General features: G+C 68.8%; 23 protein-coding genes. 9 read left to right on the forward strand and 14 right to left on the reverse strand.

The features are described 5' to 3' along the window. Positions 1 to 274: 274 nt before the first annotated feature. The 7 genes from VM054_10950 to lnt are packed head-to-tail and all read right to left on the reverse strand — an operon-like array spanning position 275 to position 4,283. The gene (locus VM054_10950; GenBank protein ID HUT99575.1) at positions 275 to 664 is read right to left on the reverse strand and encodes a hypothetical protein; all 390 of its coding nucleotides are present in this window, start codon (positions 662 to 664) and stop codon (positions 275 to 277) included. Further along, the gene (locus VM054_10955) at positions 654 to 950 is read right to left on the reverse strand and encodes a hypothetical protein (GenBank protein HUT99576.1); all 297 of its coding nucleotides are present in this window, start codon (positions 948 to 950) and stop codon (positions 654 to 656) included. The genes VM054_10950 and VM054_10955 overlap by 11 nt, the downstream gene beginning before the upstream one ends. Beyond that, positions 940 to 1,488: a hypothetical protein gene (locus VM054_10960; protein ID HUT99577.1), complete on the reverse strand. Its 549-nt coding sequence runs from the start codon at positions 1,486 to 1,488 to the stop codon at positions 940 to 942. Before VM054_10960 ends, VM054_10955 begins: the two co-directional genes overlap by 11 nt. Then, positions 1,485 to 1,862 (reverse strand): hypothetical protein, encoded by a 378-nt coding sequence (locus VM054_10965; GenBank protein HUT99578.1) that lies wholly within the window; start codon positions 1,860 to 1,862, stop codon positions 1,485 to 1,487. Before VM054_10965 ends, VM054_10960 begins: the two co-directional genes overlap by 4 nt. A gap of 37 nt (positions 1,863 to 1,899) precedes the next feature. Beyond that, complete coding sequence (locus VM054_10970) at positions 1,900 to 2,199, reverse strand: hypothetical protein (GenBank protein ID HUT99579.1); 300 nt, start codon at positions 2,197 to 2,199, stop codon at positions 1,900 to 1,902. Continuing rightward, positions 2,189 to 2,542 carry a hypothetical protein gene (locus VM054_10975; GenBank protein HUT99580.1) on the reverse strand — a complete coding sequence of 118 codons (354 nt, stop codon included), beginning with the start codon at positions 2,540 to 2,542 and terminating at the stop codon, positions 2,189 to 2,191. Before VM054_10975 ends, VM054_10970 begins: the two co-directional genes overlap by 11 nt. Before the next feature lie 16 nt (positions 2,543 to 2,558). Then, positions 2,559 to 4,283 carry an apolipoprotein N-acyltransferase gene (lnt, locus tag VM054_10980; protein HUT99581.1) on the reverse strand — a complete coding sequence of 575 codons (1,725 nt, stop codon included), beginning with the start codon at positions 4,281 to 4,283 and terminating at the stop codon, positions 2,559 to 2,561. 214 nt (positions 4,284 to 4,497) lie between these two features. Between lnt and VM054_10985 the strand changes: the two genes are divergently transcribed. From VM054_10985 to VM054_11025, 9 genes are read left to right on the forward strand one after another with little or no spacing between them, the layout of a single operon-like run. Further along, positions 4,498 to 5,394 (forward strand): MBL fold metallo-hydrolase, encoded by an 897-nt coding sequence (locus VM054_10985; protein HUT99582.1) that lies wholly within the window; start codon positions 4,498 to 4,500, stop codon positions 5,392 to 5,394. A gap of 55 nt (positions 5,395 to 5,449) precedes the next feature. Then, positions 5,450 to 6,007, forward strand: coding sequence for a hypothetical protein (locus VM054_10990; protein ID HUT99583.1), 558 nt, complete (start codon positions 5,450 to 5,452; stop codon positions 6,005 to 6,007). Between the two features lie 7 nt (positions 6,008 to 6,014). Beyond that, positions 6,015 to 7,076, forward strand: a complete 1,062-nt coding sequence (locus VM054_10995) for a hypothetical protein (protein ID HUT99584.1) — start codon at positions 6,015 to 6,017, stop codon at positions 7,074 to 7,076. Next, positions 7,073 to 8,173 (forward strand): hypothetical protein, encoded by a 1,101-nt coding sequence (locus tag VM054_11000; GenBank protein ID HUT99585.1) that lies wholly within the window; start codon positions 7,073 to 7,075, stop codon positions 8,171 to 8,173. The genes VM054_10995 and VM054_11000 overlap by 4 nt, the downstream gene beginning before the upstream one ends. Positions 8,174 to 8,179: 6 nt before the next feature. Further along, on the forward strand, positions 8,180 to 8,833 hold the full coding sequence (locus VM054_11005) for a hypothetical protein (protein HUT99586.1): 654 nt from the start codon (positions 8,180 to 8,182) through the stop codon (positions 8,831 to 8,833). Between the two features lie 11 nt (positions 8,834 to 8,844). Then, positions 8,845 to 9,501: a hypothetical protein gene (locus VM054_11010; protein ID HUT99587.1), complete on the forward strand. Its 657-nt coding sequence runs from the start codon at positions 8,845 to 8,847 to the stop codon at positions 9,499 to 9,501. Next, complete coding sequence (locus VM054_11015) at positions 9,501 to 10,268, forward strand: hypothetical protein (protein HUT99588.1); 768 nt, start codon at positions 9,501 to 9,503, stop codon at positions 10,266 to 10,268. The genes VM054_11010 and VM054_11015 overlap by 1 nt, the downstream gene beginning before the upstream one ends. Positions 10,269 to 10,271: 3 nt before the next feature. Beyond that, entirely contained in the window at positions 10,272 to 11,570 is a 1,299-nt protein-coding gene (locus VM054_11020) for a thymidine phosphorylase (GenBank protein ID HUT99589.1), read from the forward strand. A 59-nt stretch (positions 11,571 to 11,629) separates the two neighbouring features. After that, on the forward strand, positions 11,630 to 12,853 hold the full coding sequence (locus VM054_11025; protein ID HUT99590.1) for an amidohydrolase: 1,224 nt from the start codon (positions 11,630 to 11,632) through the stop codon (positions 12,851 to 12,853). A 344-nt stretch (positions 12,854 to 13,197) separates the two neighbouring features. Here the strand turns inward: VM054_11025 and VM054_11030 are convergent, their stop codons facing one another. The 7 genes from VM054_11030 to VM054_11060 all read right to left on the reverse strand — a co-directional run bounded on the left by VM054_11030 (position 13,198) and on the right by VM054_11060 (position 24,445). Further along, entirely contained in the window at positions 13,198 to 16,533 is a 3,336-nt protein-coding gene (locus tag VM054_11030) for a hypothetical protein (protein ID HUT99591.1), read from the reverse strand. Between the two features lie 91 nt (positions 16,534 to 16,624). Continuing rightward, a complete protein-coding gene (locus VM054_11035) occupies positions 16,625 to 17,047 on the reverse strand; it encodes a SoxR reducing system RseC family protein (GenBank protein ID HUT99592.1) in 423 nt (140 codons plus the stop codon). A 79-nt stretch (positions 17,048 to 17,126) separates the two neighbouring features. Further along, positions 17,127 to 18,437: a hypothetical protein gene (locus VM054_11040; GenBank protein HUT99593.1), complete on the reverse strand. Its 1,311-nt coding sequence runs from the start codon at positions 18,435 to 18,437 to the stop codon at positions 17,127 to 17,129. 35 nt (positions 18,438 to 18,472) lie between these two features. After that, positions 18,473 to 19,357, reverse strand: coding sequence for an orotidine-5'-phosphate decarboxylase (gene pyrF / locus VM054_11045; protein HUT99594.1), 885 nt, complete (start codon positions 19,355 to 19,357; stop codon positions 18,473 to 18,475). A gap of 295 nt (positions 19,358 to 19,652) precedes the next feature. Next, positions 19,653 to 20,978, reverse strand: coding sequence for a TolC family protein (locus tag VM054_11050; protein HUT99595.1), 1,326 nt, complete (start codon positions 20,976 to 20,978; stop codon positions 19,653 to 19,655). A 78-nt stretch (positions 20,979 to 21,056) separates the two neighbouring features. Further along, positions 21,057 to 22,739, reverse strand: a complete 1,683-nt coding sequence (gene ccsB / locus VM054_11055; GenBank protein HUT99596.1) for a c-type cytochrome biogenesis protein CcsB — start codon at positions 22,737 to 22,739, stop codon at positions 21,057 to 21,059. Beyond that, positions 22,736 to 24,445: a cytochrome c biogenesis protein ResB gene (locus tag VM054_11060; GenBank protein HUT99597.1), complete on the reverse strand. Its 1,710-nt coding sequence runs from the start codon at positions 24,443 to 24,445 to the stop codon at positions 22,736 to 22,738. The genes ccsB and VM054_11060 overlap by 4 nt, the downstream gene beginning before the upstream one ends. Positions 24,446 to 24,482: the final 37 nt, after the last annotated feature.

Raw genomic sequence — 24,482 nt, forward strand, 5'->3', positions numbered from 1 at the left:
CTCCTCTGGGGGGAGGCTCGCCTACGGGCTGGGGAGGGGGGCAAAAACGGCGGGGATTGGAATCCCCGCCCTACGTCTTCTCCCTCTCCCTTCCAGGGAGAGGGCTGGGTGAGGGGCGAGGTAGGGAACGTGAAAGCGGCGGCCCGCAGAGGGGCCGCCTTACATCATCGCAACCCAGGATGGGGTCGGGGCGTGGAAGCGGCGGGGACTAAAGTCCCCGCCCTACATTTAAGCGCAAAGCGTACGCTATTTAGATCTCAAACGGCCCAACCGCCTAGCCGAAGGAGCCGGGCGGCGGCTTGACTTCCTCGGGGGCTTCCTCGTCGCGGATGCTCTGGTTGCGCTCCTGGAGCTCCAGGGCGATGTCGTTGAGCACCCGGGAGTACCGCTCCTCGTTCTCGTGCAGCTTCAATGAATAGGCGATGTACCCCTGTTCGGTGATGCCGTAGGAGTCCAGGAGTTTTTGTACCTGCCCCTCACGCCACTGCGCCCGGAGGGCCGGGTCGGAGGGGATGGAACCACCCGGGCCCTGGCGCGTGCCCAGGAGGGTCAGGTCCACGGTGAGCTTGACGTAGTCGCCGTCGTCGAACCCCCCGTCGGCGCAGCCCAGGGGGACGAGTGCCGCGGCGAGAAGGATCGCGAGGGCGACGGCTCTATTTCTCATCGGCGGGCAAGGCCCCCTCACCGGGCGGGAGGAGCTCCGGGTGGTCGCGGCGTAAATTTTCCAAAACCCTGGAGGCCAGGTCGGGGTCGGAGAAGACATCCAGCTCGAACCGCTCGTACTCCTCCTTCCCGACGCCCGCGTCCCGCAGGACCGCGTCCGGGTTCTCGCCGCGGGAGGCGGCCTCCAGGCGGGCGGCGAGGAGGTCGGTGTAGGTCTGTGCGGTCAACTCCCCCTCGCAGGAGACGAGGAGGAGAAGGAGAAGGAAGGGCAGGATTCTAGCGGTCATCGTCGGGGGCCAGCCCCTCGAGGCCGTGGCGCGCGGTGCCGGCGGCCCCGCTGCCCATGGCGTCCAGGGCGTCGGAGATGGCTTTCTCCACCCGTTCCTGCACATCGGCGTGCTCGGCCACGTAGGTGGCGAAGGCGTCCATGTCGTTCATGGTGAAGCCCCGGGCGGCCACCTCCTCCTCGACCCGCTTTTGGATTTTATCCTCGGGCAGCCCCTCACCGGCTAGTTGGACGGTGAGGACCGAGATTTCGATGTAGGTCGCCTCGTCCATACGGGGGGCGGCGGAGTGGTCGGAGGCGTGGAGGCTGCCGGTGAGCTCGGCCAGCTCCTCGGGAGTCCGGGCGGCCTCGAAGTCGCGGACCTGCTCCGGGTCTATCCCGTGGCTCTCATACACCGGCTGGAGCGGCTCACCGTGAGCCTCGGCCAGGGCGATGTCCTTCATGAGCTCGACGTACTGCTCCTCGGTTATCTCGCCTCCGCCGCAACCCGCGGTGAAGAGAAGGGCCAGCGCGGCGGTCAGGATACATGCGATTCTCATGGGGTCTCCTCGGACGGGGTCGGTTCCACGGGCGGTGTCGGCTCCATCGGGGGCAAGGTCTCGGGCAGCGCCTGGGAATAAAGCTCGGCGAACTTCTCCCGCAGCTCCCCGCTCCGGTTCATGATCATCTCGACGACGGCCGCCAGACGCTCGGGGTCGTTGGCCAGGGTGTCCTCGAACTGGTATACGTCGTCCGGGGTGACGCCGTTATCGGCCGCCGCCTTCGCCAGCGCCTCGTCCACCGGCAGCTCGTCCTCGAGCATGTAGGTGGTCTTGGCCAGGATGACGGCGACATAGGTCTCGTCGTCCATGTCGGAACCACAACCGGCGAGGAGCAGCAGGAGAAGCGGCAGGAGGACAAAGGGCGTGCGCATCTTGAGTCTCCCGTGGGCGTTCGACCGGCCCGGCCGGTCAATCCAGAAGTGACGGGGTGAAGAGCTCCTCGGTCTCCCGGTTTATCCGGTCCTGCACGGCGCGGAGGTGGTCGGGGTCCCCTTCGAGCTCGGCCTGGTAAGCCTGGAAGTCTTCGATCGTGGTGTCGTTGTCGGCGGCGGCCCGCTCGAGGGCCTCCTCCGGGGTAAGCCCCTCGTCGAACATGATGCGGAGCTGGTCTATGGAGACCTCGACGAAGAGGTCGTCGTCCACGGCCTTGGCGCACCCGCCGAGGGCCAGAACGGCGAGGATCAGGGCGAGTAAGAGGCTACGGCTCATGGGGGTTCGGCAATCCTTCCCGTGGAACGTGCAGGTACGGTTGGGCCCGGCGGGCAATCTCGGCGGCCACTCCCACGTCGGTGTCCCGGTCGCGGAGGAGCCACCGCGAGTACTCGTACATTGATTGGGCGGTGGTGCCGTGGAGCCGGGCGGCCTCGGCCAGCGCCTCCCCCGGCGGCAGTCCCTCCTCGGCCTCCAGGCGCAGGCGCTCGACCATGACGGCGATGTACGCCTCGTCGTCCAGCTCGCCGCACCCGGTCAGGAAAAACCCAGCCGCGACTGCGAGGACGCCGAAGAGCCACACCGCCCCGCCCCGGGTGTACGCGCGTCCCGATATTATCATAAAGCCGCCGTGCCGTTCACGGGTGTCGCCCCCTCCCGCGCCGCCGGTAGCTCTCCACGGCCGCGTACAGGGCGAGGAGGACGAAGGCGCCCAGCTCGGCCCACGGGAGGGCGTCCCCCCAGAACATGTAGGGGGTCGGCCCCTCGGCCCGGGGGATTTTCACCAGAACCACGTCCTCGGTGTCCAGGAGGGTTTCATCACTGGGACGCCCCCAGGGGTCTACCCACAGGCTCACCCCGGCGTTGGCCGACCGCAGTACGGGGACCCGGCTCTCCACGGCTCGCAGGACGGATACCTCGGCGTGCTGGTACGGGGCGGCGCTCTGGCGGAACCAGGCGTCGTTGGTGATGACCACCAGGAAGTCGGCGCCCCGCCGGGTGTAGTCCAGGCCTATCCCGGGGTAGATGCTCTCGAAGCAGATGAGAAGGCCGAAACGGGCGAGGACGGGTCCCGAGGCCGGCGGCGGCACCGGCAGCAGCTCCGCGGTGAGCTCGGGGCGCTCGGCGAGCGAGAAGGTCGTCGGATCGTCGTCGGCTACTGGGGTATCCGGCATGGGGAGGGGCGTCGGTCCCCGCCCGGGCGTCACCTCGAACAGCGGCATCCGCCAGCCGAAGTTGAAGTTGCTCGCCCGCTCGAGGAGGCCCTTCAACAATTCAGAGTCCCGGCCGAACGGGATGGTCTCGGAGAAGGGGACGAGGTGGATTTTAAAGTAGCGCTCCAGGGCCTTGGGGTTTCCCGGCTCCAGGAGGACGGCGGCGTTGAAGTGGCGCCCGGCGCCGCCCTCGCCCTCGTAATCCAGCGCCTGCGTCCCCACCAGGTGCCGGCAGCCCGAGCGGTTCACCATCCCCTGCACCCGGGTGTACCACATCGGCGTGCGTTCCAGGTAACAGTTGGCCGAAGACTCGGGCCAGATGATCAAGTCCAGGTAATCGGTGCCGGTCCGCTCGATAGCCCGCTCCACCTGGTGCTCGTAGATGCGGTAGGTCTCGCCCGAGGTGATGAAGTAGGGGGCCCACTTCAGGTCCTGGGGGATGCCGCCCTGGAGAATCGCCGCCCGCACGGGCCGCTCGGGGTAGGTCGGCTCGCCGAGGGCCGCCAACCCGCCCAGGTGTACCACCGCCGCCAGCACCAGCGCCGCGGCGCCCCAGGGTAGAAGGGCCCTCCGCCAGCTCCGGCGACGCAGCCACTCCACCGCCTCGGCCACCAGGGCGTTGAACGCTATGACCACGGCCGAGACGCCGTACACCCCGAAGAGCGACGCGGTCTGCACCGCCAAGAGATTCCGCGCCTGGGAATAGCCGAGGGCGAGCCAGGGGAAGGCGTAGAAGCCAAGGCACTTGACGTACTCCGTGGCGCCCCAGGCCAGCGCGGCCACGATCCAGTACGGCACGCGGGGGACGTTCCGCCGGACCAGGGCCAGGACCACGCCGCCCAGCCCCGAGTAGAGCGCCATCAACAGGGCGCTGATCACGAAGCCCGGCGCGGTGATGGGCGCCATCCAGTAGAAACCGAAGACGTTGACCAGGAAACTGAAGACGAACCAGTGGCGGAAGCCCTGCCCCGGCGTCAGGTCCCGGGAGGCGACGAAGAGGGGGACCAGGGCGAACCAGGCCAGGCCGTAAACCCCGGCCTTGGGGAAACTGAGGACGTAGAGCGCCACCCCGAGCGCGACCAGGCCGATCCGGGGGTAGAGCCCCAGGGGTTTTTGCCCGACCCGGCCGTCGAGCCGGCTTCCGTCCAACGGTGGTAAAACGTCCTCTCTCACGGGGTTGAAGTGTATAAAAGGACGACCGGCCGGTCAACCGTCGTCGTAAACGGCTTTGGGAAAAGCCGGGTTTGACTACCGCCCCCGCTGCGGCTACAATTTACCGGAGGTATAGCTCGCTTCGCTCGGTTTGCCGGGGGCATAGCTCGCTTCGCTCGGTTCACCTGCTCGAAAGACTCGGAAGCCGAAGGTGAGAACTCTTGATTTCGTCAGCCCTTCTGAAATACGCCTCTGGAGCAAGACAGTGGAACTGACCCTGTTGAGCGACGGCCGCTTCAAGCTGGACGGCGGCGCCATGTTCGGCGTGGTGCCCAAGGTGCTCTGGTCGCGCGTGGCGCCGGCCGACGACTCCAACCGCATCCGACTCGCCGCCACCTCCACCCTGGTCCGCACCCGGGGAAAAAACATCCTCATCGAGACCGGGATGGGGGACAAGTGGAAGGGCGGGGAAGCGGAGATGTTCGCCGTGGAGCAGCCGCCGACCCTCGCGGGCTCCCTGGCCGAGCGGGGGCTCTCGCCGGAGGAGATAGACTACGTGATTCTGACCCACCTCCACTTCGACCACGCCGGCGGGGCCACGCGGCGCGACGCGGACGGAAGGCTCGTCCCCACCTTTCCCAACGCCCGCTACATCGTCCAGAAGCGGGAGTGGCAGGCGGCTGGGCACCCCAACGACCGCAACCGGGCCAGCTACCGCCCGGAGAACTTCCTCCCCCTGAAGGAACACAGCCTGGTGGACCTCATCGAGGGCGAGGTCCAGGTGGTGGAGGGGGTCCGCTGCCGGTTCTCCGGTGGGCACAGCGCGGGGCACCAGATCGTGATTCTCGAGGGGCGCGAGGGGGTGGCCTGCCATCTGGGCGACGAATGCCCAACCCGGGCCCACATCCCCGGTCCCTGGGTGATGGCCTACGACCTGGACCCGGTCCGGGCCATGTACCAGAAGAACACCTACATGGAGCAGGGGTGGAAGCTGGGCTGGGTGATGATCGCCGGCCACGACCCCGACCAGCCCCTCTTCCGTCTGCGGAAGAACGACAAGGGCCGCTACGAATCCGTCCCCCTCGACGGGGAGGACGCCCTGCTTTGAGGTCCGAGCTGGTCAACGTGCTCGGAGATGACATGGACGCCATCCTGGCCGGATTTTGCCGGGGCATTACCCGCTTCGCTTCGTTTCGCTGGTGAGCGTCCGGCGGTTGCTCTTCTGGCTGCTCATTTCAGCCGGCGCGGTCACCGCCGCGGTCGAGCTCCAAAACGGCGAGGCCTACGTCTGGCAGGGGCTGACGCTTTTCGCCCCCTCGGGCCGCTGGACGGTAAACGAGGGAGACGGCACGGTGGCGCTCTACCGTAGCTCGGACGCGGGCTACGTCGCCGGGAACCTCCTCCTCAGGGCGCCCGACGCGGGACTGACTGCGGCCGTCGCCGGGGGCGAGCGGGATAAAATCCAGGAGGAGCTGGTCCGCTTCCTGGCCGGGGAGTGCCGGGCGCGCTACGGTCAGGTTTTCGGGCTGGAGCGGCTCGACGCCGACGGGGTGGAGCCGGGCGCGGCCCTCTTCTTTTCGGACGGCGAGCGGCGGGTCCGCGCCTACGCTTTTTTGGCCCGCGACGGCGTGTATCTCCTCTACCTGGCCTGCGCCCCGGAGGTCGAGGAGTACATGGGGGCGGAGCTGGACCGCCTGGTCGGGGAATTGAGCTTCCGGTGAATAAAACATGACGCAAAGAATATATATTTTTTCACTCCTGGCCCTGCTGATCGTCCTCGTTGTCGGATGCGGCGGGGAATCGGGCGAGGCTGAAAAACCCGCGGAGAAACCGGCCTCCGAAGAGGGGGCGGGTCCGCGGGTGGAATCCCAGGGGGCGCTGTCCCTGACGCCGCCCTCCAGGCTCTGGCACCTTGACGACGAGATCTCGAGCATGCTCACCCTCAAGCGGGGCGAGGCGGCGCCCGAGGCCGTGGCCCGCTTCTACTTCAACGGCCGGGACACCTACGACGAGGAGCGTCTCCGGAAAAAACCCGACGAGATGGAGTCGTTCCTGGAGGAGCTGGCGCGGGGCCTGCGGGACCAGATCGAGCTCACCGCCGGGTCCGACGTGGAGTTCATATCCGGCCCGGATTACCGCCGGGACCCGTACCTCGCCGCCAGCTACTCGTACCGCGCCGTGCTCGGGGCGGACAGCTACTACAACCTGGACACGGTCTTCTACGCGGGCGACCGCTACGCCTTTCTGGACCTCTCCTGCTACGCCGACCAGGAGGAGAAGCTGACCGGCGAGCTCGAGGCCCTGCTGGACTCGGCGCGCATCGAACTACAGAAGCCGCGGTCCTTGAAATTGAAACCGGGACAGGAGCTGGACTTCGGAAAAATCACCCTGACCGTTCCCGGCGAGGGGTGGACCGCCGAGGAAACCTCCGAAGAGATGCTGCTCTCCCGGGACGAAGTGCCCCTGGTGGACCTCTACGTGCGTCGTCCCGCCTCCGGGGGCGCCGAGGGCTCCGACCTCTCCGAGGGGCTCAAGGGGGAGATCGAGGCCCTTTACGGTGAGGTAGAGTATTCAGGCCCGGTGGATATCCGCCGGACACCGGTCCCCTACGCCGCCGTGAGCTACCGTGGAGAAATATCGGGCCGGGCGGTGTGGCGCCGCGACGCCGCCGTGGCCGTGGGCGATGATTACTACTTCATTGACGCCGGTTGTCCCGCAGACTCGCCGGACTGGTTGATCGAAGAACTGACCGAACTCGTAAACTCGGTAGGACAAAGGGAGGAAGAATGACTCGAGTCGTAACGCTGTTGGCGCTCGTGCTGGCTACCATCACCCTCGCGCTGGGGGACCGGGTCGGGGAGGGCGAGGTCAAGGTGACCCTTCCCGGACCGGAGTGGCAGTACGAGGATTACGGGAGCGAGCTGTACGCCTGGTGGCCGAACCCCGACGATCCCGACTTCGACTTCGGCAGCCTCTCCGTCTACACCTTCCAGGTGTCGCCCATCTCCGAGGCTGAGAGCCGCGCCGACCTCGGAAAAACCCTGGACGTCCTGGCCGAGCTCCTCGACTCCAACATCCGGGACAACTACCAGGTCATCGAGATGGGCGACGCCATCCGGGAAACCGAGCCCTATCTGATGGTCGGCCGGTACTACACCGACGAGGCCTTCGGCTGGGGGGACGAGGGTGAGGACGCGCAGCGATTCTACAACCTGGACGCGTTCTACCTGCAGGGGGACCACATCTTCGCCGCCAACTTCTACACCGTCCTGGAGAAGGCCGACGAGGTCAAGGGGATGATGCCGGAGATTCTCTCCGACGTGGAGCTGCCCGAGTGGGTGGCCGACCGGTACACCGACGGCGAGGTCGCGGACCTGGGCGGGTTCACCGTCACCATGGGCGACGGGCCCTGGATCGCCGTGGAGGACTTCGGCGGCGCAAACCTGACCGCCTACGACGGCTTCGACCAGATGGCCACCCTGATGCTCTACTGGGTGGACGAGCCCGTCGAGGGTGAGAACGAGGGCGAAAAGACGGCCGCTCAGCTCAAGGACGAGCTCCGCGTGTTCCTGGATGAGTACTTCACCGGGTTCGAGGTGAACTACATCGGCGACGGCTTCGCCCGGGAGGGTGAATCCCCCTACGCCGCCTGGGCCTACCACGTGGACACGGGCCTGGGCGATGAGTACCACTACGACGCCCAGCAGATAGTCGCGGGCCAGCCCTACTACATCGAGGCCGTGGTTCCGGCGGCCTATGAGGACCGGATGGCCCCCGTGGTGATGAAGATGGCGGAGGGGACCGTCATCGAGCCGGGAGCCGGCTCGTACGACTACTGGGATTACATAGACGAATCGGACGTGCCCCCCGACGAGGGCGGCGAGTAGCGTGAGATGACGAGGATCGCTGCGTTCCTGTTGGCAACCCTGGGGGCGCTGCTCCTGGGTTGCGTCGCCGAGCCGCTCCCCGGCGGCGAAACGGTGACCTGGGGCCTGGTTCAGACCACCGCCCCCAACGCCGAGTGGGTCCGCGTCCCCGCCGAGGACGCCCTGTACCTGCGCCGTTACTACCGCTGCAGCCTGCTGGGCGAGTTCAAGCTCTACTACGCAGGCGACGGCTTCGAGGACGAATACGTCATACGCTCCTCGGGCACCGAGGCCCGGTTCCTCGAGTCAACCGCCGATCTGTTGCGCGAGCAGATTGACCGCATCTCGCCCCGGGCCGCCCTGGATGACGGCCAGCCGACGCTGTGCTCCGAGCCCTACCTGGCCGTCCAGTACACCTACCACGACGAGACTGCGGGCGAGGCCCAGTTCCACTTGGATCGGCTGTACTTCGTGGAGAACCGCTACTGGTTCCTGGATACGGGTTGCCTGGCCGAGGAGGAGGAGCTAGTCCGTCCCGAGATCGAGGCCCTCGTGGCCAGCATCGTGTTCCCCCGCTTCTCCGAAGGCGACCGGGGCGGCTCCGCGGACGGCTCCACCGAGGAGATGAGCGAGGAGGAGATCGAGTCGCTGACCGAGATGCCCCAGGGCTGGAACCTCTGAAGGTGAGCTCCATGCTGAACACAAAGACAAGAGGCTTAAGCCCCTCGTCAGCCCCACTGCCCGTCGTAAAAGTCGGTCTGGCTGTTTTTCTGCCGATTCTGGCGATGCTCTGCGCCTGCACCCCGGAGCTCGGGCCGGGCGGACCGCTCGTCGCCGGGAGGTACGCCGCCCGTGCGCCCAACGACGCGTGGAGCGCGGGGGATTCGGGGGACGACGAAACGGCCCTCTTCGTCCGCCGCAATTCCGCCGAGGGCGAAGACGAACTGGCCTACCTGGAGTGCCTGTACTACGACCGCTACCTTGACTCCGAGGACTGGGTCCGCTCCGTCGGGGCCGAGGAGCGGGTGCTCGCCGATCTGTCCGACCTGCTCCGGCTGGAGCTGACCCGGCTCAGTCCGGAGCTGGAGTGGATCGGCACCCAACCGCTCACCGCGACCGACCCGGCGCTCTGTGTCTCCTGGCGCTTCCTCGACTTCAAGGAGCAGCTCCACGCCGATTCCCCGGCGAAAACGTACAACGAGGTCTCCCTGGTACTCACCGGCGACGAGGTGCACCTCGTGGCCTTCTACTGCTACGAGGACAAAGCCGAGGAGCTGGTGCCCGAGTACGAGGAGCTGAAGGGAAGCCTTGCAGTGGACGGCCGCCGGGTCTTTTCCGGTGGATTGTAATGAACCAAACCACAACCCCAACCTTCGACACCGCGATGAAAACGGACACACTTGGAAAACGACTGATACTGCCCCCCCTCGTGGTCCTTCTGCTGACCGCCGGTTGCGGCGACACGAAGAAGGAAGACCCGCTGGTCCGCCTGATCGAGGGCGACTACGCCGTCGGGAAACCCCCGGAAACGGAGGCGGTCACCGAGGGGACCGACTTCGCCGCGCTCTACGGGCCGGGAAGAATCGTCGAGGAGGACCCCTACTCGACGGTCACCCCCAACGGCGCCTGGCTGAACCGCTCCCTGGCCGGCAACCTCTTCCTGGTCCGCCTGGACGATCCCGCCCACGAATCCGAGCTCGGCTACGTGGAGGCGTACCGCCTGCCCGACCTCCCGGAGCGGACGGCGGCCGCCCTCGCCGCGGGCGAGAACCCGACCGGGGCTCTGGCCGAAGACCTGCGGGAGATCATCGAAAACCACGCCGTGAATCCGGTCTTCGTTGACCAGGACCTGCCGAGTCTGAACGGCTACCCCTCGGCCACCCTCGTTTACCACGACCTCAAGCGAGATTCCGAAGGGGGCGAGGAGCCGGCCTACAACGAGGCCACCCTGCTCCTGGTCGGGGGCGAGGCCCACATCTTCACCGGCTACTGCTTCACCGACGCGAGGGAGCTCTTCGTCCCGGAGCTCCGACGCATCGGCGGGCATTTCTCCGTCAAGCCGCCCCCTCCCCCGCCGCCCAAACGGGAGACGGAATCCGCCGTGGCCGCGGAGTAGGTCTTGGACGTCCAGCGGCTCATCGCCGCCAAGCGTGACGGGAGGCGGCTCGGAGCGGACGACTGGCGCGACTTCGCCCGGGCGGTGACGCGGGGCGACCTGCCCGATTACCAGACGGCCGCCCTGTTGATGGCCGTCTACCTGCGGGGGATGGATTTCTCGGAGGCCCTCGCCCTCACCGAGGCCGTCGCCGACTCCGGCGAGAGGCTGACCTGGCCGGGTATCGGGCGTCCCCTGGTGGACAAGCACTCCACGGGGGGCGTGGGGGACAACCTCTCCCTGGTGGCGGTTCCGCTCCTGACCGCGTGCGGCGCCGCGGTGCCCAAGCTCTCCGGCCGGGCCCTGGGGCACACCGGCGGCACCCTGGACAAGCTCGAGGCGATACCGGGATTCCGGGCCGACCTCGGCCTCGACGAGCTGCGGCGTATTCTCTCCGACGTCGGTTGCTTCATCGCCGGCCACTCGGGAAAAATCGCCCCCGCCGACGCCCGGCTCTACCACCTGCGCGACGTGACCGCCACGGTGGACTCCATCCCCCTGGTGACGGCGAGCATCGTGGGCAAGAAGCTGGCCGCCGGGGCGGACACATTCATCATTGACGTGAAGACCGGCCGGGGAGCGCTCTTTCCGAGCCAGCCACGGGCCCTGCGCCTGGCGCGCTGGATCAAGCGGGCGGCGGAGAAGGCCGGACGCCGGTGCGTATGCCTGTTGACCGAGATGGGCTCCCCTCTGGGAAAAAAGATCGGCAACGCCCTCGAGGTCGAGGAAGCGCTGGCGGTTCTCGGAGGGGAGGCGGTTCCCGAGGTGCGGGAGCTGTCGCTGGAGCTCGTCGCCCGGGGGCTGAAGGCGGCGGGGCTGGCGGCGGACGTCGCCGAGGCCCGCGAAAAGGCCCGGCGGAAGCTCGACGACGGCTCGGCGTGCGAAGTCTTCGGGCGGATGGCCCGGGCCCAGGGCGGAGACCTGGCGGCCTTCGCCCGGAGAGAACGGGGCGGGGCGCACACGGGGGAGCTGAAGGCGCCGCGCTCGGGCTGGCTGCGCCGGGTGGACGCCCGATGCGTCGGTAGGGCGGTGAGGCTCGCCGGAGCCGGGCGTTCCACCATCGAAGACCGGGTGGACCCCGAGGCCGGGGTGGAGCTCTTCGCCAAGCCGGGGGACCGGGTGACCGCGGGCGACCCGCTCCTCGTCGTCCACGCCTCCACCGAGGGCGGGCTCCGGGCGGCGCTGGTGGAGCTCTCGGGCGGGGTGGTCGTGGGCGACGAACCGCCGGGAATCCGGCCGCTCGTCCGCCGCGTTCTGGACTGATAACTATTTTTAGGGGCGGGTGTCCGCACCCGCCGGCAGGAACCTTTCAAGGAGGAGAAATGGCGGAGAAAATCACCGCCGTCGTCGGCGCCCGGGTGCACACCGTATCCGGCCCGGTCCACGAGCCGGGGACCGTCGTCCTCGAAGGCGAGCGGATCGTCGCCGTGGGGCCCGAAAACGACGTGAAGGTCCCCGAGGGCGCGACGAGAATTGAGGCCCGGGGGATGACCCTCGTCCCCGGCCTGATTGACGCTCACGCCCACATCGGCGTCTTCAACGAGGCCCAGGGCGAGGACAACTGGGACGGCAACGAGATGACCGACCCGGTGACGCCGGAGCTGCGGGTGATTGACGCGCTGAATCCGGACGCCGTGGCCTTCCCCGACGTCCTGGCCGCCGGGGTGACCACCGTGGCCACCATGCCGGGGTCGGCCAACGTCATCGGCGGAACCGTCGCCGCCATCCGCACCCGTGGCGCCACCGTTGACGCGCTCATCCGCGCCTACCCCGTGGGGATGAAGATGGCGCTCGGCTACAACCCCAAGTCGGTGTACGGCGGTGAGCAGAAGAAGCGCCCGGCGACGCGCATGGCCAACGCCGCCGTCCTGCGCGGGGCGCTCCAGGCCGCCCGGAACTACGCCGCCAAGAAGCTCCACCACGGCGCCCAACTCATGAGCCAGGAGAAAAAGGACGCCGAGAAGCGCGAGCCGGTGGCCCCCCTCGAGGTGGACCTGAAGCTCGAGGCGCTGCTGCCGGTCCTCGAAGGTCATCTAGTCGCCCGCTGCCACTGCCACCGCGCCGACGACATCCTCACCGCCCTGCGCATCCGCGACGAGTTCGGCCTGGAGATGTCCCTCGAGCACTGCACCGAGGGGTACAAGGTGGCCGGTGAGCTGGCGGAGGCGGGCGTGACTTGCGTCCTGGGGCCGCACTTCATCGAGATGCGCTACAAGGCCGAGCTCATGGGCGTGAACCTGGCCAACGCCGCGATTCTCCACGCCGCCGGCGTCAAGGTCTGCATCCAGACCGACGCCACCTGGGGCGTGCAGTGGCTGGCCAACAGCGCCGCGCTCTGCGTGCGCCACGGCCTGCCCGCCGATGTGGCGCTCAGGGCGATGACGCTGAATCCGGCGGAGCTTTTGGGGCTGGATAAGGAGTTGGGGAGCCTCGAGGTGGGGAAGCGGGCGGATTTACTGCTGGTGGACGGCGACCCGCTGGACCTGCGGGACAAGGTGGCCCAGGTCTGGCTCGACGGCCAGCCGCAATTGAAAGAACCGAAGTAGCCGGGCAGGTCGGCCGCCCATCGCGCGAATGCCGACGTAGGGGCGACCGTCCACGGTCGCCCGCATGTCCCCTCTCCCCTCCAGGGAGAGGCGCGCCTACGGGCTAGGGCGAGGGTCGAGGTAGGGAACGTGAAAGCGGCGGGGATTAGAATCCCCGACCTACGGGAAAGGTGTGAATCGTGCGTCAACCTCGTAGGGGCCGACCTTTAGGTCGGCCCGCGGGCGACCGCAGAGGGTCGCCCCTACGTCATCGCAAAGGGCGGGGAAAAGAATCCCCGCCCTACGTTTAGCGGGCGCACCTAAAGGTACGCCCCTACGTCATCGCAACTACGCTGGACGCTTTTTTAGAAGAACACCTTTGCGTTAATCTCACCCCGGTGGACCGTCTCCCGCCCCGGCTCCGCCTCCCCGCTGTATGAAAACGTGACCGCCGCGTAGTGCTCGATGCTTATCCGCAGCGAGGCCTGCCAGTAGTGGTCCACTCCCGGCCGCCGGTAGACCAACGACTCGGTGGTAGGCGGCCCCGTCAGCTCGTTCGACCGCCAGCGGTACGACAGGCTCAAATCCCCCACGCCGCCGATGCGCAGTTCCAGCGCCGGGGTGACCTCCCAGCTCGCCAGCTCCGACACCCCTGCATAGGCGGTCTGCACGCTCACCTCGCGCGCCGCGCGAATCCGCGGCCGCCACGCCCCCAGAATGAACCGCGGTTCCAGCCACGCCCGCCAGCTATCCACGTCCCGGTCCGCGTCCCCCGCCCCGAAGTAGGACAGCGCCCCCCGCCGCCACTCCCACCCGAAACTCCCCCCGCCCCAGAACCGCAGCCAGGCCAGCGGGTTCACCTGCCCGGTGAGGTCCAGGTCCCTTGAGCCGTAGCGCTCGTCGCGGGGGATGATGCGCCGGTCGCGCCCCTCGCGCCAGGAGTATGTCGCCTTGAGCCGGCCCAGCGCCGAGGTGGGGAAGAGGGTCAACCCCGCCCGGGTGGACACCGAGCCGCTGAGCCTCCCGGTCCCCAGGAGGTCGGCGAAGAGCGCCCGGTCCAGGGTGCTCCCCCCCTCCCCCTCGTCGGCGGCCCGCGCCTCGAGCTCCAGCTCGAAGAGCCTGGCCCAGTCCTCCTCGACGGCCCGCCAGGGGGCCAGGCCCACGGCGACGCCCCCCGACACGCTGATCGCCCGCACAGGTTCCCCGGCCGGCAGGAGCTCCCGGTCGTAGTACGCCTCGGGGTCGCCGGGGTCGAAGATGTAAATCCAGCCGTCGGGGTCGTCGGGGTCGGGCTCGCGGCGGTAGCTTCCCTCCCCGTCGGGGGCGTAGATGAACTGTTCGACCAGGGGGTAGCTCCAGCGGCGGGACAGCTCGTAGGCGGCGTCCACGGTCAGCGCCCCGGACCAGGGCTCGAGACCGGCCTCCAGACGCCCGGAGTCGCTCGCCCCCGGGTTCAGCTCCCCCTCGCGGTTATCGAAGGCGTCCTCGTGGCTGTAGCGCACCGACAGCCTCCAGTCGGTCTCCCTCCAGGCGATTTTTCCGATGTGGTCCAGCCAGCCGGCCAGGGCGGGCCGCCCCTCCTCCAGGGTCCCCAGCTCGCGGCCCCAACCCAGATCGTAGTCCACCGTGAGGGCGGGCGTGGGGTAGAGGGTGAAACCGCCGCCCAGTTGCCGCCGGGCGTAATCCGGCGAGCCGGTACGGTCCTCGGTGTAAACCGACGCGCGGGGGCGGATCCAGCCGAAATCGGGGGAGAGCAGCCCGTCGTGGACGTCGGCGCCCACCGCCACCTCGGAGGAGGTCGAATCCCCCGGTTCGAAGGAATCCGGTAGCTCCACCGACGCCCGCCCCTCCTGGTGGCTGTAGGTATAAGCGAGCCCCACGGGGTCGGGCCAGTCCACGCCGGTCTCCAGCTCCCACAGCCTGCGCCACCACCCTTGCGGCGGGGCCAGCCCCGGCCTGACCGCATCGCGACTCTCCGGCTCGCCGGTCAGCCACAGCCCCGAACCGCCCAGGGAAAGCTCCGGTCCCCAGCCGAAACCGTAGGCAACCTCCCCCGACACCCCCTCGCGCAGGTATCTCCCCTCGGGGTCGTAGCCCCAGCGCCGGTGCAGCTCGGGGTCGTCCTCGGCCGGGATGAGGGCCCGGAAACCGGGCTCGCGGCGCTCCCCGCCCAGGCCCAGCGTCAGGGCGTCGGGGCCCAGGGGCAGCCGCCACTCGACCTCGGTGTGCCCCGCCAGGGCCGCGTTGTCGTCGTCGTCCTTCTCCGAGAAGAGGTTCTGGTCGTAGTCCGAGAGGGCCAGTTCCCCGGTCAGGCGGAAGTCCTCCCACCGCATGATGTCCCCGCCGAGGACCGCCAGCCGGTGACGGCTCGGGGCGGGGATGGTCCAGACCCGGCGCCGGTACGCCCCGCCCGGTGAGGGCTGGAAGGAGTACTGGCCGGTAAGGGGGTCGTAAACCAGGTCGTAGTCTCCATTCCCTTCACCCACGTACTCGAAGGCGTCGGGGCCGGAGAGGGGGCGGCTCACCGGGCGGTCCCCCGCCCGGGAGAGCATCTCGCGGTCGGCGTCGGTCAGGCCCCACAGGTCGGACGTGGGGTCGTCGCCCTCATCGTAGTAGGCCAGGGATAGATCGCCCGGCCCCACCCCCAGGCGGAAGCGCCCGCCGTAGAAGTCGCGCCGGTAGCCGAGGGAGGAGTAGCTGAAGCGGACCAGGACCTCGTCCGAGGCGTGGAGGGCCAGGGCGGTGTTGAAGGTCAGGGTGCCCAGTGAGTAGTCCACGGTGTAGTCCGCGCCCAGCCCGCGCGAAAGGCGCACCCCGTTGAGATACACCTCCTCACTCCCGGCGACCAGCACCAGGTTCGTCTCGCCCGAATCGCCCCGGAGCTGGTAGGGACCGCACACACCGGGGGTGGGGTTGAAGCGGTTGGCGGCGGCCTGACCCTTGGCCCGGCTCACCGCACCCCAGAGACCCCACCCCGCGTAGTCGAGGCTGAGCTGTGCGCCCTCGAGACGGCGCTCGCCGGGACCGTACCGGTCCGTCCCCGTTAAACTCCCGCCGCGCGTGTAGTAGTCGCCCAGGTCCAGGCGCACGTTCTCGGTCCAGGCCGAGAGCCGCACCTCGTCCAGCTCCTCCAGCTCGGCGCTGGTCCCCTCCACGCTCACCGGGAGGTCGGAGTCGGAGAGGACGCCTTCGAGGTAGAGCCCGGAGGCGAGCTCCCCGGAGAGGGCCACGTCGAGCGACTGGACGACGCCCAGCCCCTGGCCGCTCGTGAGCCGGAGACCGACCCCCTTGGAGCCGGAGATTTTCACGCGGTCGCCGGCGCCCACGTAGTCGGCCGGGCGCTCGAAGAGGTTCCGCGGCTCGGCGGACGTCGGGGCTTCGTCGAGGGGCAGGTAGCGGTAGGCGACGGTGAGGACGGTCCCGGCCCGCGGGGGACCGGCGAGGATTACCAGGACCCCCGCGGTGTAGTCCAGGCGGTAATCGGCGAGGGGTTCGAGCGGCACCCCGTCGCGCAGCACCCTCTCGCTGCCGGCCAGGATCAGCCGGTGGGGGAGCCGGAATTGGGCGGTCGTTCCGTCGGCGGTGAGCTCCGCCTTCACCCGGGGGAGGGCCTCGTAGCTCTCGGCCAGCTCCGCCGCCCCCGCGGGGTGGACGATGAAAAAAAGGAAGATGAGGAAAAGACGCCGTCCGGTCGGGACCAAAACGGCGCGTGGGGAGGGGATTCTTTGCGGGAACAGGCGGACGGCCGCACCTCCGTGGACCCGGTGTCCGGCGCGGACCGGAATGGTTCCGTCAAGCGGGCGGCTCCACGCGCTCTACGACCCGCACGAGGGGGGTCTTGGAGTTACGGGCGATGCGAATCGCCGGAAAGAAAGAGAGGACCAGCAGCACGGCCCCGCCCGCGACGCCGAGGGCGGTCTGCCCGGCGGTTCCCTGACCGACGAAAATCGCCACGAGGACGTAACCGGCGACGAAGGCGAGGATGGGGAAGAGAAACACCAGGGCGGAGAGGCCGACCATCCTCTTCGGTTCTATCTCGATCCGGACGCACTCCCCCTCGTCCGCGCCGATGGGGTTGTCGGCGATGACGGTGTTCGGTCCGTCACCGGCGAGATTCGCGCAGATTTTGCACTCGCCGCAGTCCTCGTGGCGAACGACCTCCACCTCAACCCGGCCCCCGTCGAGACGCTTTAAAACGCGACCGGTCTCGATCATGACCCATCCCGTATTTCGGGGGATTTTATCCCATTTCCACTCAGGAAACGGGAAATTGGGCGGACCGGTTCCCTTCGGGTCAGAAGCTCGCCGTGACCCGGAGCCAGCCGGTTATCTCCCGGCTCTCGTCCGCCTCGCCGCCGGTGACGTCGTAGAGCGCCACCGCCCACTGCCGGTACAACCCGCCCAGGGTGAACTCGAGCTCGGCCGGGTCCGATTCCACGGTCCAGATCACACGGGGTGTGGCGAAGATGGAGACGTCAAGGGTGTCGTCGCCCGGGGTTTCGGAGATGTTCTGCCCCGAGGTGGAGGGCTCGGTGTAGCCGCCGCCCAGGGCGAGCCGCAGGTTGTCCGTGACCTGGAAATCGCCCTCGGCGTAAACCTCGTAGGCCAGGGTCGAGGAGATGAGCTCCCCGGTGCCGTAGGCATCCAAGACGTCCATGCCGTCGGTGTCGTTGGACTTCCAGTAATCCACCAGACCGGCCACGTAGGCCTCGAACCAGCCGGCGCGGAAGATGAGCTCGGGGTAGAGGAAGAGGTGGCTCCCGCCGGTCAGGTTGGCCGAGGAGAGCGACGGATCCTCGTCGGCGTAGGCGGCGTAGGCCAGGGTAAGGTGGTACCCTAGCTCCTCCCCGTTTCCCCCGTCCAGGGTCATCCCCAGCGCCAGGGTCTGGAGGGGGTCGTGGCGGGTCATCGGCACGTCTTCGAGCTGCGGCTCGCGTATGTTGCCCCAGGTGCCGGGCTTGTAGTTCGTGCGCACACCGGGGGCCCGGGAGACGTACTGGGCGAAGAAGAGGTTGCGCACGTCGTAGGGCTTGGAGTCTGCCGCGACGTGGAGCGCCACGTCCACCGCCTCGTCGGCGTAACCCAGCGTCAGGGCGAAGAGGGAGTCGTCGGAGGACTCGTCCGTCCGACCCACCCCGGCGGAGAAGCGGTAGTAGAGACCACCGAAGTCGCGGCCCAGGCTCAACCCCATCGGTCGGGCGCCGTAGATGCGCGGCACGGGATAGAGTCCGCCGAGCTCGGCGTTGTACCGCCCGCCGTCGCCGAGGGCGATGTAAAGGGCCCCGGCCCGCAGTTCGCCCACCAGCGGCAGCTCCACCCCGGCGGTCACCTCGTAGAGCGCCAGGTCCACTTTGGGGTCGGCGACGTCGTCCAGATCCACGGCCAGGACGGCCCGCAGGTTGCCCAGGTCCTCCCAGACCAGGGACGGCCGGAGGTTGAGGTTGCCGAAGTAGAGGCCGTCGCCGTCGCCCGCGTAGTCGGCGTAATCCAACTGGCCCCGGGTGAAGTCCGAGCCGAAAAAGGCGTAAAAATCCGCCGAGAGGTCGGGCTCCCCCGCCGGGGCGAGGGTCACGCACAGGAGGGCCAGGAAGATGGTCGCTCGCATTGATCCTCCGTCCGCCGAGTAGGCTTGGCGGTTTGTCAAATGGAACCCGAAGCGGGGTTCAGTTCGTCTCTCATCGTCCGGGCCGCCTCGGCGGCGGCCTCGCGCCAGTCGCCCCCGGTCTTCTCGAAGGCGAAGATGATGCCCCGACTGGAGTTGACGAGGTTCGCCCCGGTGAGGGCGAAGGCGACGTCAGCGGCTCCCGCCCCCTGGGCCCCGTAACCCGGCAACAGGAGCGGCGTGTCGGGGAGGAGCTCCGCCCCCGCCCTCAGTTCGTCGGGGTAGGTGGCGCCGAAGACCGCTCCCGCGGTCCCGGGGTACTGTGCGCTCCAGCGGGCAATCAACCCGGCGACGCCGCGCCAGACCGGCTCGCCGGTTTTGAGCTCCAGGTCTTGCAAATCGCGCGCCCCGGGGTTGCTGGTGCGCACGAGGAGGTAAACCCCCCTCCCTCCGGCGGCCGCCTCTTTCAGGAACGGTTCCACGGCGTCGGACCCCAGGTAGGGGTTGACGGTCAGGGCGTCCACGGGCCAGGGGGCCTCGGGGCCGAGGAAGGCGCCGGCGTAGGCCCGGGCGGTGGAGCCGATGTCACCGCGCTTGGCGTCGGCGATGACCAGGAGCCCCTGCCTCCGGGCGTGGTGAATCACGTCCACGAGTGCGGCCAGGGCGGCGGGACCGGCCTCCTCGAAGAAGGCGAGCTGCGGCTTGACCGCCGCGGCGTGGGGGGCGACCGCCTCGATTATCCCGCGGCAGAAGAGGCGGTAGGCCTCGGCCCGGACGATGGCGGGAGCATCCCCGGTCCTTTCCTCGACGGACCGGCGGAGCTCCTCGGGGAGACGGTCGTAGCGGGGGTCGAGCCCCACGCAGACGCGGCTCCCCTTCTCCCCGATGGCCTGCAGCAGTCTGTCGCGGTAAGTCGCGGTCATATTTTTCCGTGACGCCCGGCGAAGGAAAGGGTGGTTTTATTTCAACGAGTTACCGGAACCGGTCCGGGCGGACGCATCGTTTCAATTACCCGACCCCGGCCGACCGGGACGACGCTTCGACAACGGCCCACCAGGCACTTCTCGCCGCCGCTTCCAGGAACTCGCCCCCGGTAATCCCCGGACGCGGACCCGACCGGTAGATGCCCCTTACCAATCCACGCCTCCCCACCTCACCCCGGTTGCGGACCAGCGGTAGATGCCCCTTTACCCCCTACCCCCGACCGGCCCCGGACGTTCAGGGGGCCACGCCCAGGAGGCGGTCCAGATTGTAGCAGGCCAGGGCGTAGCCCGCCCGGGCGTCGGTCAGGGCGGTCTCGGCGGCGGAGAGGTTGGCCTCGGCCTCGAGGGCGGCCAGCACCGTCCCGGAACCCAGCTCGAGCTTGCGTTGGGCCAGTCCCAGGTCGCTATTCGCCCGCTCGTAGCTCGTTCCCGCCACCCCGACGCTCTCCCGGCCGGCCTCGATCTCCAGCAGGGCCAGCCGGAGCTGCAGCTCCATCTGTCGTTCCGTGTCGCGCCGCACCAGGCGGGCCCGGAGGTCGCCCAGCCTTGCCGTGGCCCGCCGGGCCTCCGTGGCGAAGTTGTCGAAGGGCGTCCAGGTCAGGTACGCCCCGAGGGAGTAGTTGTAGTTCTCGTCGAAGGGGTCCTCGGGGAGCGGCGTGTCTTCGGACCAGGAATAGGCGCCCCGGAGGGCGAGTTGGGGCCAGTAGTTGGACGACGCGGTTTCGGCGCGTGCCGCGGCCTCGGCCGCGCCCTCCTCGGCCAGACGCAGCTCGGGCGAGCCGCTCCGGGACAGCTCCAGCGCCTCCTCGAGGCTCCCCACGCGGGGTGACACCTCCAGGGTCTCGGTTATCTCTATTTCCGCGGAAACTTCCAGGCCGCAGATGAAAGCCAGGTTGGCGGCGGCCACGCGGGCGGCGTTGCGGGCCTCGATGACCCGCAGGGCGGCGGCGTCGGCGGCGGCCTGGGCCTTCAGCGCGTCGGCGTCGGAGATGGAACCCACCTCCGCCAGGGCTTGGGAGAAGCGGAGCTGCTCCTCGGCCGAATCCAGCGAGCGCTCGGCGGAGGCCAGGAGCGCCTCGGCCCGGTAGAGGCCCACGTAGGCGCCGCGGGCGTCGTAGGCCACCTGGGCCCTGACGGCGTCCACGTTGGCGGCGGCCGCGGCCCGGGCGTGGTCGGCGGCGGCGATTCCACCGTAATTCTCGCCCCCCCGGAAGAGGTAGAGGGTGGCGTTGGCGCCCATGCTCAGGCTGTTGTCCACCGACTCCGGAATCTGGAGATCGTAGTCCAGCCCCAGGTCATCGTTGGAGAAGGACATGGTGCTCGGCCCGGTCCAGTTCCGCGAGTAACCGCTCGAAAAGCCGATGAGCGGCATGTAGGCCCCCCAGGCGGCGAGGGTCGCCGCCTCGGCCGCCTCGTAGGAGGATTCGGCCTCGGACACCCGCCGGTCGGCGGTCAGCGCCAGCTCCACCGCCCCGTCCACGCCCAGGGGCGTCGCCCCGAGGACCGCCGGGACGGCTGATAGAAGCACTAGAAAGGTGATCGTCGAATACCGAAATGCCATGTCCTATCCCCGAGTTAAAAAATGACCGTCCACCCCTGCCCGGCTATTGTACCAAAGACGGACGTCCGCCGGCGGCGCTCAGGCGTAGGAGTGCAAACCGCTGATGAAGAGGTTGCTCAAGAGGTTGAAGACCGCCGCCAGGAAGGGGGCCAGCGCCAGCCACGCCATGGGCCTGCCCTTCCAGCCCTTCACCAGCCGCCCGTGGAGGAAGAGGACCAGGACGAGCCAGACCACTAGTGCAAGCGTCTCCTTGGGGTCCCAGCTCCACCAGGCGCCCCAGGCCTCCTCGGCCCAGATCATCCCCGCCACCAGCCCCCCCGCGGTGTAGAAGGGGAAGGCGGCCAGGAGGCTGCGGTACGTCCGCTCCTCGAGGACTCCGAGGGGTGGCAGGCGCCCCGGCAGCTCGGGGTTGGCGGTGTACGACTTGACGAGGTACAAAATGGCGAAGAAGAAGCCCATCCCCAGGAATCCCTCGCCCACGGCCGTCAGCCCGACGTGGATGGTCATCCAGACGGACTTCAGCGCCGGCATGAGCTGCTGGACGATCCGCTCCCCGGTGATGGAGGTGAGCGCCAGCAGGCCGAAGACCAGGGTCATGACTCCCAGGCCGGCGTAGTGGGCGTCGCGCCGGAGGGCGTAGATCATGAACGCCCCGACCAGGCACCAGGACAGAAGGGCCAGGAACTCGAACATGCCCGAGGTGGGGGAGTGCCCGGCGATGAACCAGCGCAGGACCAGATAGACGGTGTGCGCCACGAACCCCAGTCCCACCGCGCCAATCCCCAGCCAGGCGATGCGCGGCCGCTTGATGATGAGGGCCAGGACGAACAACAGGGCGGCGAAGGCGTAGGCGTAGTGCGCCCAGTCGTAGAGCGGCAGCCGGTGGAAGGTGGCGTAGATGGCACGGTAATCCCCGTCGGGGTAACCGCCGCGCCAGGCGTTGGCCTGCTCCAGCCTGGCCGTGAAAGCATCCAGGGCCTCCCGGGTCAGCCCCGGGTCCCCGGTTCGCGCCGCCGCGCCAATCTCCCGAGCCAGACCGTAGAGGGCGGCCTGATCGTCCAGGTTCGCCTGGGCCGTGTCCACCGCCCGCGCATACTCCTCGTCCCCCGACGAGACGGCCTCCTCGAGGGAGGATCGGGAGGCGTCCATGAGCGCCGCGTCGGCCCCACTCTCCAGATTGAACCAGACGTAGTCGTGGGTCGAGATCGGGGCGAGCCAGTAGAGCTGGATCAGGGTCGCCGATTCGGCCAGCCCGCCGATCCGCCGGCGCAGGTCGCGGACGTACCCGCGCAGGGCGTCGTCATCGGAGGTCGCGGCGAGCCCCCCGAGCGCGTCGAGAACCCCCTGGGCCTCCACCGGGCTGACGAAGCCCCCGAAACCGGAGAGCTCCAGTCCCCCCACCCGGTCGGCGGTCCGGGCGTCCAGGTCCGGGAGCGATGAAAGATGAAACACCGGCTCGGAGTCGGCGCCGCCGGTCAGGAACCAGATGGTCAGGCGCACCGCGTCGAGCTCCGCCGCCGGGTGGTCCGGGGTGCACCCATCGAGGAGCAGCCCCTGCACGTACAAGGCGAAGGAGAGGAAGACCTCCTCGTTGCCGGTGGCCTTGAGGCCCAGCTCCTCGAGCTCGGGGGGCAGGGAGACTTCGAGCCAGAGACGGGGGCTGTCGGCGCCGGGGTCGCGGTCCGGCAGGCGGGGCGTGTCGCCGGGCGGCATGGCGGACACGGTCGCTACCAGGAGGATGATGGGGAGGAGCCGCCTCACAACGGACCACCCCCCTCCGGGTTGAGCAACTTACGCAGGTCACTCTCGGGCAGGCGGCGGGTCTTGAGCGCCAGGGTCCTGTCCTCCACGCGCAACCAGAGGCGGCGCCAGGGCACGGCGAACACCAGGCAGCCGCCCAGAACGACGAGGACCGCCGCCGCCCAGAAGAGGAAGAGCCCCGGGTCGCGCTTGACCTCCAGCCCCGTTATCGGCTCCGCGTCCGCGTTCAGGTAACCGACGGCGAGCCCGACCCCCAGATCGAAGATGTTCCCCCCGTCGGCGGTCACGGGCGCGGGGAGAATCAGCTCCCCCTCCGGGGTGGTCAGCTTCAACCCGCGGGGGGGGGCCACCTCGAGGAGGGCGGGGTTCCCGTCGGGCAGGCTGAACCAGGCCCCTTCCAGACCCTCGGACGGCTCTCCGGGGAAGAGCCGGAGGGCGAGAACGCCCCCGGGCAGCGTGGGTTCCTGCCGGTGGCTCCAGCGGACGCTGCCCAGCTCGACCCTCACCCCGGCGGCGGCCAGCTTCGGGTCGAGGTACTCGGGGTGCAACCGGTAAACCAGCGCGCCCTCCGCCACCGGCTCGTCCCCGAGGTAGACGTCCAGCCGCACCGCCGGATTCGCCTCGGGATTGGCGTTCGCATCCGCCCCCGTCTCCGGTTCGAGAAGGTGATTCGGGTAGTAGCCGCGCACCGCCACGGACCAGGGCGTGCCGGGGCAGGGGGACGGCTCGTCGGAGAGGTCCAGCGTGACGAAGCCGGTCCCTTGAGCGGCTTCCTCCCCCTCCAGGGGCGTCAGGCGGAGCTCCAGCGATTCGATGACGAGGCGCGCGCCGTCGTAAGTCGCCCGACTCCGTGCGTAGGAAGCGATGTCCCCACGATCGCCGATGAGAAGGAGCGCCGGTTCCAGCTCGTCCACGAAGCTCTGGTAGAAGGTCACGCCGACCCTGGTGTAAGGCTCGTTGACCTCGATGCGGGGGGTCTCCCGCCCTCCGGGGCCGTCAACCGACAGCTCGGTGTAGTAGGTGAGCACCCGGGAGGAGTTGGGGTCCACCACGGTGTCGAAGCCGGTGGCGGTGACCTCGAGTTCGGCCGCGAGCGGCTCGCCGAAGCGCGGGGGGAGGAGCTGGGTCTGGCCCTCGAAGAGGACCAGGTAGGTACTCTGGCCGGAGACGAGTTTCACCAGCCCGGCCGCGAGGAAAAGGACGAGCCCGAGGTGCAGCGTCGGCGAGGCCCACCAGGCCCACCTCCCCTGGTCGGCGTAGAGGGCCCCCCCATCGAAGTTCTTCACCCGCCAGCGGGCGCGTTTCAGACGTCCACCGATTCCCGGAAGGTACTGCCGCGGCTCGCCGGGGAGGTTCAGTGTCCGCTGGGCGGTGAAGCCGGGACCGTCCTCGGACCTGCGTCCGCCGAGGGTGCGAAAACGGTTTACCGCGCAGACGCACAGAGCAAGGGCCGCCCAGGCTTCCAGGGCGATGAACGAGAAGGTGTGGAAGAGGTCGTTTAAGCCCAGGGCGAAGATGAAGCCGGCGCCGCCCTCGCCGTAGAGGGTCGTGTAGGCCCAGGGCGGGCCGTCCTGGAGGATGAAGGCCCCCGAAAGGCTCAACAGGGCCAGCGCCACGACCAGCCAAAAGAAAACGCGCACCGACCCCAGAAAATTCCAGATAGAACGGCCGATGGCGCGCATGTTCACGCGGGATTTTTCGCTCATGCCATCCCCGGTGGATCCCCCTCCCCCAAAAACTATA

The organism is bacterium, assembly GCA_035528375.1.
Classification (GTDB): domain Bacteria; phylum RBG-13-66-14; class RBG-13-66-14; order RBG-13-66-14; family RBG-13-66-14; genus RBG-13-66-14.

Coding starts and splice junctions, on each gene's coding strand:
- VM054_10950 (HUT99575.1), bottom strand. CDS start 664: ATGAGAAATAGAGCCGTCGCCCTCGCGATCCTTCTCGCCGCGGCACTC.
- VM054_10955 (HUT99576.1), bottom strand. CDS start 950: ATGACCGCTAGAATCCTGCCCTTCCTTCTCCTTCTCCTCCTCGTCTCC.
- VM054_10960 (HUT99577.1), bottom strand. CDS start 1,488: ATGAGAATCGCATGTATCCTGACCGCCGCGCTGGCCCTTCTCTTCACC.
- VM054_10965 (HUT99578.1), bottom strand. CDS start 1,862: ATGCGCACGCCCTTTGTCCTCCTGCCGCTTCTCCTGCTGCTCCTCGCC.
- VM054_10970 (HUT99579.1), bottom strand. CDS start 2,199: ATGAGCCGTAGCCTCTTACTCGCCCTGATCCTCGCCGTTCTGGCCCTC.
- VM054_10975 (HUT99580.1), bottom strand. CDS start 2,542: ATGATAATATCGGGACGCGCGTACACCCGGGGCGGGGCGGTGTGGCTC.
- VM054_10995 (HUT99584.1), top strand. CDS start 6,015: ATGACGCAAAGAATATATATTTTTTCACTCCTGGCCCTGCTGATCGTC.
- VM054_11000 (HUT99585.1), top strand. CDS start 7,073: ATGACTCGAGTCGTAACGCTGTTGGCGCTCGTGCTGGCTACCATCACC.
- VM054_11005 (HUT99586.1), top strand. CDS start 8,180: ATGACGAGGATCGCTGCGTTCCTGTTGGCAACCCTGGGGGCGCTGCTC.
- VM054_11010 (HUT99587.1), top strand. CDS start 8,845: ATGCTGAACACAAAGACAAGAGGCTTAAGCCCCTCGTCAGCCCCACTG.
- VM054_11015 (HUT99588.1), top strand. CDS start 9,501: ATGAACCAAACCACAACCCCAACCTTCGACACCGCGATGAAAACGGAC.
- VM054_11025 (HUT99590.1), top strand. CDS start 11,630: ATGGCGGAGAAAATCACCGCCGTCGTCGGCGCCCGGGTGCACACCGTA.
- VM054_11035 (HUT99592.1), bottom strand. CDS start 17,047: ATGATCGAGACCGGTCGCGTTTTAAAGCGTCTCGACGGGGGCCGGGTT.
- VM054_11040 (HUT99593.1), bottom strand. CDS start 18,437: ATGCGAGCGACCATCTTCCTGGCCCTCCTGTGCGTGACCCTCGCCCCG.
- pyrF (HUT99594.1), bottom strand. CDS start 19,357: ATGACCGCGACTTACCGCGACAGACTGCTGCAGGCCATCGGGGAGAAG.
- VM054_11050 (HUT99595.1), bottom strand. CDS start 20,978: ATGGCATTTCGGTATTCGACGATCACCTTTCTAGTGCTTCTATCAGCC.
- VM054_11060 (HUT99597.1), bottom strand. CDS start 24,445: ATGAGCGAAAAATCCCGCGTGAACATGCGCGCCATCGGCCGTTCTATC.